Source organism: Vibrio halioticoli NBRC 102217, assembly GCF_000496695.1.
GTDB lineage: Bacteria > Pseudomonadota > Gammaproteobacteria > Enterobacterales > Vibrionaceae > Vibrio > Vibrio halioticoli.
In genome coordinates this window covers 1-17,660 of the sequence record NZ_BAUJ01000076.1, presented here as the reverse complement: position 1 = coordinate 17,660, position 17,660 = coordinate 1, and the positions used below count along the sequence as shown (strand labels likewise).

The 17,660-nt window shown below is 44.9% G+C and carries 12 protein-coding genes and 1 pseudogene; 7 read left to right on the top strand and 6 right to left on the bottom strand.

All coding sequences use genetic code 11. The features are described 5' to 3' along the window. A partial coding sequence (locus VHA01S_RS16760) for a reverse transcriptase N-terminal domain-containing protein (protein ID WP_023405532.1) occupies positions 1 to 333 on the bottom strand: 333 nt, incomplete at its 3' end. 966 nt (positions 334 to 1,299) lie between these two features. Here VHA01S_RS16760 and VHA01S_RS16755 point away from each other — a divergent pair. The 6 genes from VHA01S_RS16755 (at position 1,300) to copI (ending at position 8,828) form a co-directional block, all read left to right on the top strand. After that, on the top strand, positions 1,300 to 1,530 hold the full coding sequence (locus VHA01S_RS16755) for a hypothetical protein (RefSeq protein ID WP_023405531.1): 231 nt from the start codon (positions 1,300 to 1,302) through the stop codon (positions 1,528 to 1,530). A gap of 126 nt (positions 1,531 to 1,656) precedes the next feature. After that, complete coding sequence (locus VHA01S_RS16750) at positions 1,657 to 2,028, top strand: hypothetical protein (RefSeq protein WP_039971281.1); 372 nt, start codon at positions 1,657 to 1,659, stop codon at positions 2,026 to 2,028. A gap of 89 nt (positions 2,029 to 2,117) precedes the next feature. After that, on the top strand, positions 2,118 to 3,467 hold the full coding sequence (locus VHA01S_RS16745; RefSeq protein ID WP_023405530.1) for a TolC family protein: 1,350 nt from the start codon (positions 2,118 to 2,120) through the stop codon (positions 3,465 to 3,467). Next, a complete protein-coding gene (locus VHA01S_RS16740; protein ID WP_023405529.1) occupies positions 3,467 to 5,170 on the top strand; it encodes an efflux RND transporter periplasmic adaptor subunit in 1,704 nt (567 codons plus the stop codon). The genes VHA01S_RS16745 and VHA01S_RS16740 overlap by 1 nt, the downstream gene beginning before the upstream one ends. Next, on the top strand, positions 5,167 to 8,289 hold the full coding sequence (locus tag VHA01S_RS16735; protein ID WP_023405528.1) for an efflux RND transporter permease subunit: 3,123 nt from the start codon (positions 5,167 to 5,169) through the stop codon (positions 8,287 to 8,289). The genes VHA01S_RS16740 and VHA01S_RS16735 overlap by 4 nt, the downstream gene beginning before the upstream one ends. Positions 8,290 to 8,300: 11 nt before the next feature. Further along, complete coding sequence (gene copI, locus VHA01S_RS16730) at positions 8,301 to 8,828, top strand: copper-resistant cuproprotein CopI (RefSeq protein WP_023405527.1); 528 nt, start codon at positions 8,301 to 8,303, stop codon at positions 8,826 to 8,828. A 354-nt stretch (positions 8,829 to 9,182) separates the two neighbouring features. On the opposite strand, the gene VHA01S_RS16725 is transcribed toward copI, so the two are convergent. Next, positions 9,183 to 10,208, bottom strand: a complete 1,026-nt coding sequence (locus VHA01S_RS16725; protein ID WP_052029641.1) for a DUF1254 domain-containing protein — start codon at positions 10,206 to 10,208, stop codon at positions 9,183 to 9,185. A 750-nt stretch (positions 10,209 to 10,958) separates the two neighbouring features. Here VHA01S_RS16725 and VHA01S_RS16720 point away from each other — a divergent pair. Further along, positions 10,959 to 11,284: pseudogene (locus VHA01S_RS16720) on the top strand (helix-turn-helix domain-containing protein). A gap of 24 nt (positions 11,285 to 11,308) precedes the next feature. Here VHA01S_RS16720 and VHA01S_RS16715 read toward each other — a convergent pair. The 4 genes from VHA01S_RS16715 to VHA01S_RS16700 form a co-directional block, all read right to left on the bottom strand. Further along, on the bottom strand, positions 11,309 to 11,809 hold the full coding sequence (locus VHA01S_RS16715; protein WP_023405523.1) for a hypothetical protein: 501 nt from the start codon (positions 11,807 to 11,809) through the stop codon (positions 11,309 to 11,311). Continuing rightward, positions 11,802 to 14,141: a hypothetical protein gene (locus VHA01S_RS16710; RefSeq protein ID WP_255209312.1), complete on the bottom strand. Its 2,340-nt coding sequence runs from the start codon at positions 14,139 to 14,141 to the stop codon at positions 11,802 to 11,804. The genes VHA01S_RS16715 and VHA01S_RS16710 overlap by 8 nt, the downstream gene beginning before the upstream one ends. 237 nt (positions 14,142 to 14,378) lie before the next feature. Continuing rightward, on the bottom strand, positions 14,379 to 16,034 hold the full coding sequence (locus VHA01S_RS16705) for a site-specific integrase (protein ID WP_023405521.1): 1,656 nt from the start codon (positions 16,032 to 16,034) through the stop codon (positions 14,379 to 14,381). Next, a complete protein-coding gene (locus VHA01S_RS16700; RefSeq protein WP_023405520.1) occupies positions 16,000 to 17,520 on the bottom strand; it encodes a site-specific integrase in 1,521 nt (506 codons plus the stop codon). Before VHA01S_RS16700 ends, VHA01S_RS16705 begins: the two co-directional genes overlap by 35 nt. Positions 17,521 to 17,660 lie beyond the last annotated feature (140 nt).

Sequence of the window (17,660 nt, the reverse complement as noted above, 5' to 3'; positions counted from 1 at the left end):
ATAGATACGCTTGAGTGGTTTAGCTTGATAGGCCTTTCGACTCAATTGATGCACGGCTTTCATGCGACGTGTGTCTGTGTTCCAAATGACACCGTCTATTCCAGACGTTTTACTGCCTTTGTTTTGCGATACTCGTTTAACAGCAAGAAGCTTTGCTGAACGAGAGTGAGTCAGTATCCATTGCAATGCTTTCGCTTTGCCATGTTTACCTTCTCTCGTTGCCTTTGCGATACGCATCTGAAGCTTTAATACATGCGCCTCAACAGATTTCCAGTCAATTGACTGCCATTGAGCGCTGTCAGGAGCGGCACTAATCTCTTTTGAGATCATCATTTGCATTTCTCCTTGAATAAAGTTCTTCAAATTCTCTCACAACGGGAGACCAGTCAGAAGTGGGCTCACTTTCGTGACCAGACACAAGCCTGTATCTACATCGTTACAATGTAGCCTTCGCTTTCTCCGACCTCCTATACCTGCATTACTATCGGCCACAAAGGCTTTCCCAGAGGGAGTGATACAGGCTTACCGTGTTCCGTATGTCGCGCAGTGTCAGGGTAGATGCCCGCTATGGTGCGGAGAGTTCAATGATCACGAAAGAGCATGGGGCAATCTCTTTCCGACTCTCATGCCTTTTGGCCACAGCGTGTTAACCACTTTCGCTGTTTCATCGTATAACGCACCTTACGCGGATTCACTTATGTTCATCATGCTGACTACCTAGCACTCACCCGATTTGTGGTTATCAGGAGGATCGTCCTCTCACGATTTCGATCCCGATTGGTCTATGACCAACCTTCGTTACATTGTTAGGCTCGCTACTTTATTCAGAGCCCTAGGTTCATCTGGTGATACAGATGGTTCACACATTAAGCGGTGAACAGCGCTTCATACGACTTCACGTCGCACGCCCCAAAACGAGTTACGATAATCAAATAGGCTTCTCCACTATTCAATTTCTATGGGTAACTTTAGCTTGTCCAAAAATGTGACAGAACGACTTTTTGAAATTAGGATATTGTCTTGAGGTTCTGTTTCAATGAAAGATACCATGATTTTTTACTCCTCAAAAAGTACACACCGTTAAGAAATTTGTAGTTTTTACTTGACTTGGGTGCAGGACACAACCTTTAGTATAGGAACTCAAGTTTTGATTGAGAGAGAAGAAACATGAGCTGCTGCAACAAGCCACCGAATGGCGGAACTGAAAATCCAAAGCTGTTATTACTAGCGACGGGTGGAATTTTCGTAGCAATTTTTCTGATCGCTTATTTCTTCGGTTAATTGTTTAAAGAGATGAGAATGAAAAAAGTACTTCTAATAGCGCTGTTAGTAAGTGGTGTGGCATCTGCCTCTGTGTTTACGACTGAAATGGTTGTGCACCATGGCGTGATGGACGGCACTAGCATGGAGCAGATGACAAAAGATCACCCGATGATGGCGAAGATGCATCAGCTGATGGGTGACAAGCCTTGTATTGAAGCAATGCAAGAGCAAGACAAAAAACTGTTCGACAAGAGTTTGGCTCTGTAATTGATGTGATTGGGAGCTACTTTTTTATCAACTATACTCAGATGTATTGACTAAAAAACATCTTACGTTTTTAATGTAACACTTGAGAACTTTAATTAATTCAATATGTATAAGCTTCAGAAAATAATGACAATTTTCTTAGCACTGATATTCAGCTTATCAGTGCCACTAGCTAATGCTGCCTCGTTCTCTAAAACGCACCCTCTGCAAGCCATGGAAGAAACCCGTCAGAATCACCATTCGCAGATGACAGATTGTGATTCAATTGCCGAGTTGCATCACGTGGTTTCTGACGCAGAACAATTAGCTATTGACTGCTTTGGTCAAGAGCATTGCGGGCATACGTGTTGTCAATCTACATGTGGTAATCCGTTATCCTTCAGTGGTTCTGAGGCGCGATATACGACACTCGTAACCAGTCTATCTCCAATCAATACCTATCAAAGCGAGCCACAAAGCGGAGTATCTAACTCTCTTTACAGGCCACCCATCGCTTAATTTCATTATCTAACACGGTATCGCATTTGATTATGCGATTCTTTTAATGCGTGTGCATTTAGTCACGCGCTGCAGTTAATGGAATTATCATGTTTACCAAACATTCAATAGCAGGCGCTCTGTTAGGCGTCTTGCTTGCCAGTACTTCGGCAAGTGCAAACAGTGAGCTAAATAGACTCATTGAACAAGCACTGGATGCCGACAAAAACCGGATGCAGTTCAGCGCTCAATCAAGAGCAATGCAAGAACAAGGCATCGCAAGTTCTACGCTTATGGACCCAAAACTAAAGTTTGGTGTGGGTGGTCTGCCGGTGGATAGCTTTCGCTTTGACGAAGACCCCATGACCAATATTTCGGTGGGTCTAATGCAGCAGTTCGAGCGTGGCTCGAGTCAGTCGCTCAAGCAGAAAAAGTCCAACCAACAAGCAGAAGGTGCCCAGTTTCAAATAAGGGGAAGGGAGCTAGAGGTTGCTAAAGCCATGACAACCTTATGGCTTGAGCTCGGTTATCTTCAGTTTATGCGAGAGAACCTTGAGGAAAAACGACAGCTTCAGGGGCAGTTATTGCGCTATATGGAGAGTAACTATTCTCTAGGAAATACGGACACTCAAGATCTGCTAGATGCTGAGCTTTCGCTAAGTAAGCTCGACGATAAGCTTCAGGCTAATGCGCAAAATCAACAGCGCATTCAGTATCAGTTGTCGGAGTGGCTTGGCGACGAATGGCTGCAACAACAGCATCAATTACAGGCTGACAATAACCTCAACTGGCCTAATGTCGACAGTAAATTGTCTGGCTCCAAGGGAGTTAAGCACTACCCACTTTTGCAGGGGCATCCAATGGTGCAACTGTCTGAGACTCAGATTAAGACCAACCAGATTGAAGTCGAAATCAGCGAAGAAGCCTATGCGCCTCAGTTTGGTGTTGAAGTGATGTATGCCTATCGTCAGGCTGACAATATGCGTGGTGAGCCAGCATCAGACCTATTGAGTGCTTATGTCACGGTTGATATCCCTTTGTTTACGGGCAATCGACAAGATCGAGTGAGCAATGCCGCGCAGCACAAACTCGGTGCGTCAAGGTTACAAAAAGACCTGTTACTTCAACAGCTCAACGCCAGACTTAACACCCTAATCGTTGAAAAAGAAAACTTTGAGCAACGTATCGAGCGCTACGAGGGAGTGCTTTTACCTCGCTCCAAAGAGCGTGTCGAAGCGATAAATAGAGGGTATGACAACAATACCTTACCGTTTGAACAGGTGATCAAAGCTCAGGCCGAGGATCTCGCGTTGAATCTTGAATATCAACGCCTCGTTACTGATCTCAACCTCACCACCTCCGATATTGCTTACTTGATAAATGGTTACGGCTATCAAGTGAGCGCTCCAACGTATTCAACTGCTCAGTCTCAAGGGGCAAACTCTCAGGAGTCCAAATAATGAACAAGCCAACGTTAGCTATTTTATCTCTGATCATCGGCGGGGTGATCGGAGGAATTGCGGCTCCTTATATTACCCACATGCCTCATGGCAATGGTGTGAGTAAAGCAAGCTCAAGTAATGAGCCTTTGTACTGGGTCGCACCTATGGATCCTAACTACCAAAGGGATAAACCGGGTAAGTCTCCAATGGGTATGGACCTAATTCCCGTGTATGCGGAGGATTTATCTGGTGAGAATGATAAGCCAGGTACGGTTGAGATCGACCCTGCGGTAGAGAACAATCTGGGTGTGAAAACCACTCTGGTGGCAAAGCAGAAGCTAAGCCCACAGCTTGATACTGTAGGTTATGTGGGCTTTGATGAGAGCAGGTTGTGGCAAACCAACGTTAGAGTCAATGGCTGGGTTCAGCGTCTCAACGTTAATGTGATTGGGCAGAGGGTCAAAAAAGGCGAAGTGCTATTTACGATTTACTCGCCAGAGCTAGTAAAGGCTCAAGAAGAACTGCTTAACGCCTATAGAAGCAGCCGTAAGGGTTTGATTAAGGGTGCTACTGAGAGATTGCGGGCTCTGGGTATGGATTCGGGTCAAATCAATTACGTGAGAAAGCGCGGTACCGCAGTTCAGAATATGGCGGTTAAAGCACCTTCAGATGGCGTGGTTGCCAGTCTCAACATTCGTGAGGGCAGCTATGTGACCCCGGCAACAACAGCTATATCTGCTGGGCCTTTGGACAAGGTCTGGGTCGATGCGGAAGTGTTTGAACGCGAGTCACATTGGCTAAAACAGGGCACACCAACCCAAATGACGCTAGATGCACTACCGGGAGAAAACTGGCAAGGCGACGTCGACTATATCTACCCCATTCTTGACGCAAGCTCTCGAACCTTGAGGGTGAGACTGGTGTTTGATAACCCTGATCTGCGTTTAAAGCCGAATATGTTTGCCAACCTCACCATTCAACCAAGCAGTGATGAAGCATCCTTAGTCATCCCTCGTTCATCGGTCATTCGTTCAGGCGGTATGACCCGAGTGGTGCTGGCAGAGGGTAACGGAAAATATCGCTCTGGGCGCATTGAGTTAGGTCGTGAAGATGCACAGAACATCGAGGTTCTAAAAGGTTTGGAAGAGGGCGACAAGATAGTGACTTCCGCGCACTTTATGCTGGACTCTGAGTCGAGCATCAACGCGGACTTCTCTCGCATCAATGGTGTTGATGCCCCTGAACCAAGCGTTTGGAGCAAGGGTGAAATCACCGATGTGATGTTGGATCATGGAATGTTGACCATCAACCATGATCCTGTACCTGAGTGGGATTGGCCTAGCATGAATATGAACTTTAACCTTGCTGACGAGGTTGAGGTTACGCCTATGCAGGTCGGTCAGAGTATTGATTTCGAGATGCGAAAAGGCGCAGACGGTCAGTATGAGATTGTGGATTACAAACTTGGTGAGGTAGCGGCGGTATCTGAGGTATGGATGCAGGGCAAGATCACCATGTTGATAGCTGATTTTGGGATGATCACCCTTGAACATAAAGCCTCCGATGAACTTGGTTGGGAAGCCGGAGAAATGAACTTCACCGCTGAAGATTCGCTAGATTTGAGCGGTTACAGCGAAGGGCAACAAGTCGAGTTTCTCGTTCAACAGCAAGGCAATGATTACCTTCTTCTTCAACTAAAAGCGAAGGAGAATCAGCAGTGATTAATGCCATCATACGTTGGTCGATTCAAAACCGGTTTTTGGTTTTAGTATCGACGCTGTTCCTTACCTTAGCGGGTTTGTATAGCATCAAGAATACCCCTGTGGATGCCATCCCAGACCTATCAGATGTGCAGGTTATCATCAAAACCAGCTATCCAGGTCAGGCGCCACAAGTGGTTGAAGATCAGGTGACTTATCCGCTCACCACCGCCATGTTAGCTGTGCCGGGTGCAGAGACGGTGCGCGGCTACTCCTTCTTTGGTGACTCATACGTTTACATCATTTTTAACGATGATACCGATATGTATTGGGCCAGATCTCGAGTGCTTGAATACTTGAGTCAGGTTGCGCCGAACCTACCTGCTAACGCGAAGCCGACCCTAGGCCCGGATGCCACAGGAGTGGGCTGGATCTACTCCTATGTGCTGCAAGATAAAACGGGTCAGCATGACCTTGCTGAGCTTAGAAGCCTGCAAGATTGGTTCTTAAAGTTTGAGCTACAGACCGTAGAAGGTGTGTCTGAAATTGCCACTGTCGGTGGCATGGTGAAGCAGTATCAAATCCAGATAGACCCTGCCAAACTTCGCGCCTACGACTTAACCTTGCAGCAGGTAAACCAAGCTATTCAAGCTGGTAACCAAGAGACAGGGGCATCTGTCGTTGAGGTGGCCGAAGCGGAGCATATGGTTCGCACTACCGGTTATCTTTCCAGTATTGAAGATATTGAGTCGCTTCCGTTAAAGGTTAACGCACAAGGCACACCGTTACTTCTCGGTGATATTGCCGAAATTAACCTTGGTCCTCAAATGCGTCGTGGCATCTCCGAGTTTAATGGCGAAGGTGAAGCCGTTGGTGGCGTGGTGGTGATGCGCTTTGGTGAAAATGCGAGTGAAGTAATTGCACGTGTTAAACAAAAACTCGAGGAGCTCGAACACAGCTTGCCAGATGGCGTGGAGATAGTTCCTACCTATGACCGCTCAACCTTGATTAATACCGCGGTAGAAAACCTATGGCAGAAGCTCATCGAAGAGTTTGTGGTGGTGGCTATCGTGTGCGCCATCTTCCTATTCCATTTCCGCTCTTCTTTGGTGATTGCCCTAAGCTTGCCAGTGGGCATTTTGAGTGCCTTTGTGGTGATGCATTGGCAAGGCATTAATGCCAATATCATGTCTCTTGGTGGTATTGCGATTGCCATCGGCGCCATGGTGGATGGCGCGATAGTGATGATTGAGAACGTGCACAAGCATGTTGAGCGAACGCCACTAACAGATGAAAACCGTTGGCAGGTAATTGGTAAGGCTGCAGAAGAGGTGGGCGCGCCGCTCTTCTTCTCTTTGATGATCATTACCTTAAGCTTTGTGCCCGTGTTTGCTCTAGAGGGCCAAGAGGGCAAGATGTTCTCGCCGCTCGCTTTTACTAAAACCTACGCAATGGCGGCTGCGGCGGGTCTTGCTATCACCCTGGTTCCTGTGCTGATGGGCTACTTTGTGCGAGGAAAGATCCTTCCAGAGCATAAGAACCCAGTGAACCGAGGCTTGATTAGTCTGTATAAGCCACTCCTTAATCTCAGCCTTAATTATCCAAAGAGCACCATATTGGTCGCCATAGCTTTGATGGGTTCTGCATATTATCCACTCACCAAGGTAGGCAGTGAGTTTATTCCACCTTTGGATGAGGGGGACCTCATGTACATGCCAACGACCTATCCGGGTATCTCAATTGGTAAAGCACGAGAACTGCTACAACAAACCAACAAGCTCATTAGAACGGTTCCAGAGGTGGAATCGGTGTGGGGCAAGGTAGGAAGAGCTGAAACTGCTACTGATCCTGCGCCTCTGACCATGATTGAAACCACTATTCAGCTTAAACCTCGCTCTGAATGGCGGGAGGGGGTGACAACCGACTCTCTGCGTAAGGAGTTCGATGATTTAGTGAAGTTTCCTGGACTGACCAACGCTTGGGTAATGCCAATCAAGACCCGTATCGACATGCTGGCTACCGGTATTAAGACACCGATAGGGATCAAGGTTGCGGGTGCGGATCTGTCTGTGATTGAGCGGATCGGTGCCGATATAGAGCGCATTTTAACTGAGGTACCAGGCACTGCATCGGCCTATGCAGAGCGCGTAGCGGGTGGGCGATATGTCACCATAGATATCGATCGACCAAAAGCCGCGCGCTACGGGCTAAATATCCAACAAGTTCAGCAAGTTATCTCTACCGCTATCGGTGGCATGAACGTAGGAGAAACCGTTGAGGGATTAGAGCGCTATCCTATCAATGTGCGCTACCCACAGAAATATCGTGATTCGGTTGAGAATTTAAAAGTATTGCCCTTGGTGACCCCAAATGGGGCTCGTATTGCCCTAGGCGATGTGGCTGATATTCGTTATGAAGATGGCCCGCCAATGATCAAAACGGAGAATGCGAGACCAAATGGCTGGATCTTCGTGGATATCGAAGGTCGAGACTTAGGCTCTTACGTTGCTGATGCTCAAAAAGCAGTACGTGAACAACTTGACCTTCCTGCTGGTTATTCGTTGGCATGGTCAGGGCAGTATGAATATATGGAAAGAGCCAAAGAGCGCTTGACGGTAGTAGTACCGATTACCATAGCCATCATTATGTTGCTGCTCTATTTCAGCTTTAAGCGTGTCACCGAAGTGCTAGTGATCATGGCAACCTTGCCATTGGCCATGGTGGGTGGGATCTGGTTGATGTATGTGCTTAATTTTAACTTTTCTATTGCGGTGGGTGTCGGTTTTATTGCTCTTGCCGGGGTTGCAGTAGAGATAGGGGTGATCATGCTGGTGTATCTAAACCAAGCGTGGCATTACACCAAATTAGACGCGTTAGAAAATGACCGTCCGCTTTCAAAGAGTGATCTTTCTGCGTCCATTCGAGAAGGCGCTGGTCTTCGGGTACGTCCAGTAATGATGACGGTGAGTACCGTCATCATAGGTCTTATTCCAATTATGTACGGCGCTGGCACCGGCTCCGAGGTGATGCAACGTATCGCCGCTCCTATGATAGGCGGTATGACTTCTGCCTTGATATTAACCCTAGTAGTCCTTCCTGCAGTGTTTAAATTGCTGAAATCACGCGAAATTCAAAATTAAGGAATTATATTATGAAAAAACTAACTTTACTTATTGCGACTCTGTTATCGGTCAACGTGGCTATTGCGAGTAGCGAACATCACGATATGGACCATTCTAAGATGGATCACTCTACGATGGACCATAGCAAAATGGATCATTCGAAAATGGACCACTCGAATATGCATGGCTCTAGCAGTGTTGGTATGCCAGCTAAAGGTGCTAAGCCTGACAAGGTAGTGCATGTGATCTTGGCCGATGACATGAGTATTACTTTTAAGCGCGAAGTCACCATAGAAGCCGATGACGTAGTGCAATTTGTGGTGCTCAATACCGGCAAGATGGAGCATGAGTTCGTGATTGGCTCTAACGCTGAACATGCTGAGCACAGGGAAATGATGAAGACCATGAGTACTCACGACATGGAGAACTCTGTGGTGGTTGCCCCAGGCAAAGCAAAGCAGATCCTATGGCATTTTCAAGGAGATTCAGAGGTAGAACTAGCTTGCAATATACCGGGCCACTACGAGGCGGGAATGATAAAAAAACTTAATCTGTAGTTGATTAAAAGGGGTGATTTTTCACCCCTTTGTTCATTTCAGTGCTGAAGGAAACTTGTAAGCAAGTGATAATATGTAAAACGTTTCTGTCCAGAGACGTGTTTGTTGGGTTAGTGCCAACTTGTGATCACCGAGCGATTCTGTCGTATCTTAATTATCAAGGTAGCACTTTCAGCTGAAAGGCAATTGTCTATTTGAAAGACGGAGACCAGCTCTCAACGCCATTTGAAATTGGCTTAGTTCATAAGCTCAGCGAAATGTTCGGCCTTAGTTTACTATTACTACCTAGAATGGTTTGTCCGCAAGAAGTTATAATAGACTCCTTCTTATGCCTTGATTTAGAGTTTAAGATCTTTATGCTATATTCATCTCGCAAAAAGTCTCTTTTGTTTTAAAATATATCCACACCATGGCAGTATTCATTGGTATCCATGAGGTCATCACCCAAGCAGTAGCCTTACGTAGTCTGCTGATTTTACAAGCATTTATCTTCTCAAACACAAACGGGTTTCGGTGCTCGCTAGAAAGGCTTTTAACCTTCGATTCGATGCTGTAACTGCGTATCAAAACATTCCATCTGTCTGTGTTTAAGCCTGCCAGAGAAAGGTTGTTTCTCTGGTGTTTGGTATCTTCACACCCAAAGCTCAGAGTGAAGGTTCCATCTCCGTTTTTTACTGCGCTGTTGCTATTGATATAAGCATCGTCGTTAAATAGCATTCCGTCTTCGTTGTAGACGGTAGCCGACCAATAACCGCTATTATTCGGCGGTTTCATGGTTACCGTGCGGCACATAGATGCGTCAAAATCTTGAGAGTATTGGTACACTCTATCTTGGTATGGAGCGCCGCCCCACCCATACACAGAGCCAAACAATCTTTGTTCGCTACTAGTAGCATCTGCAGCGCCAAAAATGTGCTCAATATTCCTGAAGTTCTTTGGCGTTACTTCGTTTAGAACCTCTTGTCTCCACAGTTTCAAATGAACATCAGAACTATTGAACTCGGAATGAGAATAGGTTTTATAGGAGTCACTAGAACTGGCTTGAATTAGAAATTTATCTTGTAGATGATTCACATCATTTAACCCCTTCTTGTTCACTTGGGCTGGGTAGAAGATACGAACAAGGACAAAGCTATATTTAGTTGTTTGCGGGACATCAACCACGTTTGGCCCCTTAGTTAAACGGGTAAGGCGCTGGGTTTGATGGTTCTCATCGATGAACTGCACCGTGACATCACGGTTACCAAAATCGGGAAAAGCAATAGTGGCTCCACCTTCAGTATCAATCACTGCTGTTGAATAGATAGTATCGCGGTCCATACGCAGAAATAGCTGGTTATCCGAAGTTGGAGCTACGCGGAAATGTTGCCATGAATTCACGTTATGATCTGTTGAATTGTTGATTGTTTGTAAGAAGTAATGAGAAGTCTCGGCTCTTATAAAAAATCTTGGTTCAACGTCACTCTCTGCAAAAGAATAAACAGAAAAGGTAGAGCAGAAAGTTAATATTATTAGTGACTTAAATACTGTGAAATTTTGAAAATGCATGAAAGTAAACCAACCGTGAAAGACAACCCGCGTGCTCATTAATTGAGCAGAGGTTATTTTATTCATTACTGATTATGTTTCTAATGAGTTAATTCTATATTTGATATTCATGTAACACATACCACTTGATGATTTCAATACGTTATAATTATAGTGATAAGTAAGCACCTCTATTCCTAACCCTTATTGGTATTATTGTCGATAAAAGAATTAAGCTAGCCACATTTAGCTTGTCTGCTTCGTTACGATATCAGAAGTAATGTAAATATTGAGAGTGCTCTATGGATCGTAACTCGGAATTGTCCAAAAGCGAGCTAGCTTTTAGGGCTAGCTCATTGTGTTCACCAAGCGATTCTGTCGTAACTTAATTACCAAGCGACTTTGTCATTACGTTAACTACCGAGGGATTCTGACGGAATCGCACTAGTAACAAGCCGCCTATTGCGTAGAATCTCGCTAACCTTCATGCACCCCGACATCAACTTCTCTCAACAATTAAAAAACTAAGTATTACTTAGTAAGCAGGAATCGGTAAAACTAAGAAAATCTTAGTCATCTTGAGATTAGATTTATGAATATTCAGTGTCGTTCATTAGCCCAATTCCAAAACGTCTTAAAGAGGCTCGAAAAAAGCAAAAATCTCCCAGAAAGCTTTGGGGGAGGGTATAGGTATGGATGAAAATTCAGCAAGTCCTCGACTGAACCAGTACGAAAAGGGCAAACATACACCCGATATAGGGACACTAAAGGCACTAGCCGATAAGCTTGGTGTACCTTTGAGTTATTTCTTTTGTGAGGATGAACTGTCTGCTGAACTAGTTGTAAACCTTAATAAGCTTTCAAAGAGTGATAGAGAAAAGATTTTGGATATTACATCTAAAATGATCGCTGAATCTCCAAGAGACTGAGTTTCTTAGGGTTACTAGTATTCATCAACTTCTATTTCTCTTACCATTTGTTCTCAACTCACGAATTAGCTCTTCTGCTAGCAAGGCCTCTACGTTGATAGGTAGATTGGAGTCTACATATTCAATGATGTCTGTAACAGCCAAGACATTGCGCTCGTAGCGCGCCTTGTAATCTTGAAGCTCACTATCGAGACGGTCAGCCTTGCTAATGTAAGCAGCTCCAGTTCGTCCTTGAGCTAACATGGCTCTCTCTTTACCAGTCAATTCACGCTTTCCGTTCTCATGGTTGTTATGCTGGCGAAGTTTATAGTCATTGATGATATCCCTTCTGGAGGTCAAAGTGCTGACCCCACCTTTGATAATGCCCTTAGCTTTGAGGCGAGCATGAAGGGTTGCTGGTTGAATAGGGGATTTTTCGAGTCCCTCTTGAACCATGGCTTGCAACTCGGCTTTGATGTAGGCATCAAGCTCCTTACCCTGAATTACTTTGTTGTTTGCATTACGACTACGGGGTGTTTTAGCCATTGTTGTCATCCTTCTGTTTGGCATCTCTCTCCAAGCGTTTCTGTTCGATGAAGAACAGGTCGGCAAGGGTTTTCGGGGTTTTACCAATTAGCATTTGTTCATTAATTCGCACCATGATTCGGCCTAGCGGGTTGTCTTTGTCGTCTGACATGAGATCAACTAGTTTCTTGGCACTTTGAGTCTCGATGGCGTCAGCTTTCAGAGCTTCCAGCACAATCAGAGCCCCTTCTTGTTCCTCTAGAGCAAATTTGAAATTAGGGTTGGCTTCAGCGAGTTTACGAAGCTCAATAACCTCAGTTTGCTTGATAGCTAGACGCCGAGAGGCTTCCTCAGCTTCACCCAAACGCCCTGTAAGGGTAAAGTAGCCACAAGGCAATCCTGACTGACATTTTACGGCATGAGGGCAGCCCCAGCGTGCCACGTCACGCGTGCAACCGCCAAACCCTAGAGGGTGTAGCTTTGCATGTCGCTCCAGCAGTTCCTTCGCCTTTTCCGCCATGCCTTGTGCCACTAGTTTTCCGTGGGCAGCTTTAAGATCGGGGAGGAACTTATCCGACATCGCACCTTCGATATAGTGAGCTATTTCGGCAGTAGTTTCGCCAAAGGTCTGCATGTTCTGTTTAAGGTTGTGCTCCGTGCTTAATTTTGGATTAATCGCCATTGAGGTTGATGCTTTGACGTTGGCGACACCAGTATTCTTCCTTGGCATAGCTGATTTAGCAAGAGCTGACATCCGACGACTAATCTCAGTCCTTAGAGGCTCTTGAACAGTAGGAGTTGATGGCTCTGGACGAGGTTCAGGCTCTCCATCAGCATCAAATAGGGACAACTGGTTTTCCTTCTCAAGAGTCTTTTTGCCCTCATCATATGCTTTCTCAAGCATCGTCATTGCAAGTGAAGCTGTCTGATAAGACTGCGATTGAGCTTGGTGTTGGTAATGCTTATTCTGGGTGATATCAACACGTCCCATCAAAATAGCTTGGATATGGTCAGTAACACCTGCTATAGCTAAAAATGTATTAATGTTGTGCCTTGGAACATGCTTATTTATTTTGATACGAGAGCCGTCATCTTCGAGTAAATTGAAGTAGTCAAAGATGGATTTTGACTTTGGTGAACCACCCAGCCATGCATCAACAGAGCCTTCATCCAGAGGAACTATGCTCTGTAATGAAACAAAGTCTTTATCAATACCAAAAGCACCTTCCGGCATAATGAACATAAGGTCTTCGTAGTTGAAGTGCTCCCACTGACCTGCGTTTTTTAAAGACAATACGCACTGGTGACCCCTTGTGAAATTTTTTGTTGTGGCGTAGCGCTGATACACATAGTCATTCAATTGTTCCTTTGAAAAGTAGTATTCTTTTAGCTGCTTATGGATCGGAATAACAGTAGGCTCATGACTAGTAAACTTCGACATGGATACACAAATTGATCTGTGCAGGACATTTCGAACACCACCTGTGCCCGTGAACATGATGCCATCAAGTTCACGACACTCAACGAGTTCCTCGGAGAGCTCATAGAGTTTACTTGGTAAAAAACGAGTGAAATCTGAGTCTCGGTAATTTTTGAGGGTGGAGCGAAATCCTGCGGTCAGTTCTTCAACGTTTTTGTAGATCATCTCTACCACTGGATAAGAGGTCGGTGCCAGCCAGTGGATTCGCCACCCCGCTTTTTTTGCACCAAGATACTCAATACCGAGCTTGTAGGTAGGCCAACCTTGGTCAATGGCATGTTGACGTTTATTGCTATCGGTAATTTCTCTTTTGACCAATGAATCCATTTGCAGCGCCATGATTTCTTGGAAGCGAAAACCACAGATAATGCAAAGTAGCAGCATGTTGTAAAAGATGCGCTGATAGTCGTTTTCAGCCAGTGCCATCAGATCAATAACAGCCATAAATGCACGAATGGAAATCAGTTTACTGTCAGGGGTTTCGTCTGGGCTCAATTCAGCAGCCTTCTTCGTTTCTTTCGTAGCTACACTGGAGTTACGACAAGGGTGCTTATTTTCGACTTCTATGTTCACCATGAATAAATCATATTGTCGAAGAAGTTTGATAATACTTACGGCAACGTCGCAATAATCACTCACGTTAGGGGCGCTCTTTGAGTTTTCTTTATGGCGATCCATAGCAGCATGAATGATATCGGCAGTTAGGTACATTGGGTGCGTTTGGCCCGTTTCTGTAACCATTTCCCAGTACCAACGTTTCATGATTTGTAATGGTTTATCTAAAGTAGAACCTGACGGTAAGCCATTTGAAGTAACGACCTGATGCATCTGATAAGCTCGCATAAAATCCTGAAATTCTTTAGATATTTCCATTTTTGAAAGACCCTTAACCCGGTTTGAAACTTCATTCCATTTGAAGCTGTGGTCTTTGGATTCTTTAAGCCATGCAATACCTTTTTCACCAAAGTGCCAAACATTTTCGTCCCAGTCTAATTCCCCAACTGCATTGTAGGCTTCAAGGCGCTCATGAAATGCCGTTTTGTGTTTGTCCACGTAGGCAACAAGATTCTTTGCGTGCTTGTTATTTATTACTTTGATTTCCAGAGTCATTTATTCGATCTCTTCCTTAGCCTGAACCATTTTAATACGAGCAATTACCTGAATCACATGGTCTTTCCTGCGAACCAATTCAGACATCACTGGGTGGTGTACTTGACCTGTGTCGTCAGCAACGTGACGGAGTTCATCAATCTCCTCAAAGAATGAATCGAGTGCTTCCTCGTGCTTTCCGTCAGTGAAGGGCAAAAAGTACAGGCATCCATAGCACCCGCGGCCTTGGGAGAATGGGCAGATATTTTCTTCATAATTACACCCGCCAATATGGTGATGTAGCTTGCCGCCAATAGAGGCAGCGACCCGACGACCTTTCCACTCAGTGCTATGGACGAGGTTGCCAGTCAATGCCAGTGCAATCATGTTTTTGAACACAGGGTTTCGACCCAGTGCCATCTCTCGGATGTCCGCCATTTCGGGGGTAGCTGCAATGTATTTGTCTGCAACGACGAAGTTGGAATGCCCTAAGATATACGCAATTTCAGCAGCACTTGAACCATTCATCGCCATAGAGTGACCCACGTTATGACGGAAGAGACTAGCGGTATAAACGGGGATTTTGTAGCCGTCGTTTTTTACCGCCTCCTGAATTTCCTTAGGGGAGAACTTAAGCAGCATACCCTTGATCGATTTATCAACCATCGCCCTCGAAGCTAGTTTTGTTGGAAATAGCGGGTCGTCATTCCCAACTTGCTCTAGGTACTTGTACAGGGTGATCAGCTTCCCAAGCTCTTCAGGAACAGCGACACGAACCCGGTCAATAGTCAATTTCGATTTCTTTGCATAAGGCACAAGTAATGAATAACGCATTCCATGTTCATTCATGGTGTCTACCACATAGTCACCTCCAGCCATTTTTCCGATTTGAACTGGTCGCGCCCCTACGTAATAGACGATACCAGTAATGATACAATCTCTTAAGACATCGATTTTTACGACTTTTTTGACCTTCTCAAGATGCTTGGTCTTAGCCTCTTTAGTCTCCAGTTTTGGGCATAGTTTTGACGCCCATAGCTGAATACCGTTCTCGATCATCAGGCTTACTTCATCTGGAATAACGAGGTCTAGGTTCTGGTAGCGACCCCAATTTCCATTCCTAGGTCGAGGTACTTCCAGCAACAAATCCTCAAGGTCACCTTTATCACCAGTGCTTTTAAAAAAGTCTCCTCGTTCAAGTTTACGAAGAACATAAAGTGTGTAATAAAAATTATTGTTGTCAGAATGGTTACGGTCGACCTTAACAACTAACTCTCGCAATTTGGCTACAAGACTCTCACGAGAAATAGCTGCCAGATCCCTGAATACTCTTGCGAAACCCTCAGCAAATCTGTTGGCACTACTTGCAGAGTTCTCTTTAATGTATTCAACTGTCAGATACTTGAGTAGCTTGACTGATGATGGAGATAGGTCGGCGAAGTTCTTCCCAGAAGCGAATAAAATTACCTTATTCTCTCCTGAAAATCGATATCGCCAATCGCTAGTCAAGGTTAAAAACTGGTCATCAAACTCCGTTGCACTCAACAAGAGAAGTCGCTGTGGCAGCTCAATTGAATTAATCCATTTAACCTGCTCAGAGGTGAACAGAGAGTCATCTTGTTGTGACCCTTGTGTAAGGTTATTAATCGAATAAATCGAATGGGATGTCTTCGTCATATCCATCATCTTCTAAAGGATTGTAGGTTGATTCTGTTTCACTCTTCGGAGCAGGTATCGCGGCCTGCCAATCATTACGTTTAGTTCGATTCTTATTACTCTCGTTACTCACCATCTCGACAAATCGTTTGGCATACTTTAGAGGCACGTTACTGGTCACAGACCAGCCTCCTAATGATCGCAGTTTTTCGACAGCGGCATCTAACTCCCCATTCATCCTTGCCCGGATTCCGTAGTCACTAGCCATCATTAAATTCTCTTTCAGAATTTCGTTATAGATGTATTCCAATGTGATGTATGCCCAAGTGTGTCGGCCTACATGGGGAGTCAATTTCACCATGTAATCGATCTTCTTTTTCGCCTCTATTCGGTAATAGGGATGGAGGCTAATGAACGAAGGGTCGATTTTGTTCTTATAGATTGTGCGAATCCCATCGTAGGAGAATGGGGTTAGCTTCCCAGCCCCCTTAATAAAGAGGATGCCATGATCTTCGATACCTTTTTCTTCAAACAGCGGAGCACGGTAGCGATTCTTAAAGATCTCAACCATGATGAAGTCGTCTTCAGTCAGCTCTATTCGACGATATGAGTGCTCAGTCTTAACTGCTGGTTTATTTTTCCTTGGGTCATCAACCTCATCCGGTAGATTCTGTACAACCATCACAAATTGAGTTTCACCTTTTGAGTCTGGCAGCGTTTCGGCAATGCTGTCTGTCATAAGCAACAGCACCTCACCGACGCGCAAACCATAGTTGTACATAAATCTATGTATGAGATAGTTACGATATTGCTGAAAACCTTCTTCAAATGGGTTTACAGGGTTAATTACGGTATCAACGAGTTCCTTAGTATCAACATCAGTGAAAGCAGGAGTGGAGGGGATTAACATGTTCGTAAGCTCAATGCTCTGCTTCTCCGTAATACTTTTATATCTGTGTGCAGGCTCGGTCTGAGAGACCTCAATCTTATTGAAGTTCTTTATGGCATAAGCAAGGTCTTCCTTGTTTGCCTTGTTCATTTGATGAGCTTCCGTTGGTGACATGTCTTGGTATGACACATTCATGTATCGGTAGTTGAGGTACTTAAAGAAACCGCCGACATGCCTGATGTGCCCACCATAGGTTATTTTGTTTGCCTTAGTCATACCTAAGTGCGTAAAAGCAAGACCAACAATGTCTTCTTCATTATTAAGGTGCTGCTGACCAAGGAGGTAAGTGAAGAAGCCATCTAGCTCTTCAATGAACTTGGAAATATTGTAGCCAGCCATTTGGAAGGCGCGGTCGAAAGTGACCTTGTGCTTTTTGAAGTAATACACATAAAAGAACTTCAGTGAACGATGGATGTTCACCTGAGTGCTCAACCGTTTCCGGCGCAGGTTTTTCGATGCGTAGATAGTGACGAACAAGGACGGCAGGGTGGTCTCATCATCAACCAAGATAAGAGTACGCTGCTTATTCCTTGTGACTTCCAAAGTTGTGTAACTCATGAACCTAACTAAAACCTCACAATTTTATGTTATGAAGTTATCGTAAGCTCAAAACTAAAACATGGCAAGTGACTGATCTGGTCGGTAAGTCGTTGAAAGTGTCCTACTTATGAAGCTAACTAAAAACCCGAGCTATTTAA